We start from the raw sequence: 1194 nt of genomic DNA, 5'->3' as shown, positions 1-1194 counted from the left end.
TGTGCGGGGTGACCGAAATGTCGGTCATGAGCATTTGTGTTCATGCCAGGGAATCACCCCCTGGATTCCTCAAAGAACAGGACCCTTGGCCGTGTGGGTGGTTTTTCCGGCAGTGCCGGTTGTTGCAGCCCGGGTGGCTCTGGAGGAGGTCTTCTGGGGCGTTGTACAACGGCAGGTTTCTCTCTTGCCTCTTTCCTGACGGCTTTTATCGAGGGACGGCCGGCAAATAGGGGTTAATGCTCCACATCTATTCGTAACATGCTGAAAAATATGTGAAATAGGTTCTTTGCAGTGATGGAGAGGTAAAGCACTACAGCCTACATCTAAGCGATACACCCCCCTTCTTTTATGGGTTGTGGTCGGATTACCCCATGTTTTTTCATCCAGTTGGTTAGATTTGCTGGGGTTGTACTGTATCTTTCAGCTATAAATGTTTTTGTCGCCCCATTAGCCAACAAAGCCTCAATTTCAGGCTGAAACGGATCAAGTTTGCTTTTTCCGGGTCCCTTTGGGCGACCTAAGGGTATACCAGCTGCTTTTTTTGCTCTCAAGGCTTCCTTAGTTCTTTGGGAAATCAAGTCTCTTTCAATTTCAGCTGCCATAGAGAATGCCATTGCCATAATTTTGCTCTGGATAGAATTATCTAGGTGCCAGTCACCTTTGACGGAGTAAACCCGTATTCCCCGTTGCATGGCAACAGACAGTATCTCTATGCATTCCAACATGCTTCGACCTAACCGGGACAGCTCACTGACAACGAGACTGTCGCCTTGACATCCTCCCACAGCTAAAGCAGTGGGATTCCTCCTGCGAGACGCTCATGCCCGAGCGCGGTTTTCCCCTTACCAGTAACGGGAAAAACCCTATTCGACAATCTGTTCTACTTTCTGGTCAGGCTGGCATAGAACTTGTGGAAAGCACCGCTCTTCGTGCAGCGTCAACAAAAGAGCATGTCACCGATATCATCAATGAGGTTCTTGAGGAGCTGGTTCGCCAATATTATGAGCTACCATCATTCTCTATTCTTGATGACTCCGCCACAAAAGCCTGGAAAAAGGTTCGCCTTAATTTCTTTGCCGAGTACCGACAGCAGCTGAGCCTGCCAATACTGTATCATCCCGTCTGCCCGACGGTAGGTCTACAAAAGACTGGATAAAGTTAAATGACTTCCGGCATAGCCGGAAGCTTATTAGG

Annotated in this window: 3 protein-coding genes; 2 read left to right on the top strand and 1 reads right to left on the bottom strand. The window is 48.6% G+C overall.

Annotated elements, in window-relative coordinates; translation table 11 throughout:
* A partial coding sequence (locus CX664_RS27330; protein WP_219622305.1) for a hypothetical protein occupies positions 1 to 199 on the top strand: 199 nt, incomplete at its 5' end.
* Between the two features lie 124 nt (positions 200 to 323).
* Here CX664_RS27330 and CX664_RS25415 read toward each other — a convergent pair.
* Positions 324 to 785 (bottom strand): recombinase family protein, encoded by a 462-nt coding sequence (locus CX664_RS25415; RefSeq protein ID WP_101749349.1) that lies wholly within the window; start codon positions 783 to 785, stop codon positions 324 to 326.
* 35 nt (positions 786 to 820) lie between these two features.
* On the opposite strand from CX664_RS25415, the gene CX664_RS25410 reads away from it, so the two are divergent.
* Entirely contained in the window at positions 821 to 1156 is a 336-nt protein-coding gene (locus CX664_RS25410; protein ID WP_101749348.1) for a DUF4158 domain-containing protein, read from the top strand.
* Positions 1157 to 1194 lie beyond the last annotated feature (38 nt).

The organism is Endozoicomonas acroporae (assembly GCF_002864045.1).
Classification (GTDB): domain Bacteria; phylum Pseudomonadota; class Gammaproteobacteria; order Pseudomonadales; family Endozoicomonadaceae; genus Endozoicomonas; species Endozoicomonas acroporae.
This window is presented reverse-complemented; position numbering and strand designations above follow the sequence as displayed.

Excerpts from the sequence above, each read along its gene's own strand:
- CX664_RS25410 (WP_101749348.1), top strand. The coding sequence starts at position 821 with ATGCCCGAGCGCGGTTTTCCCCTTACCAGTAACGGGAAAAACCCTATT.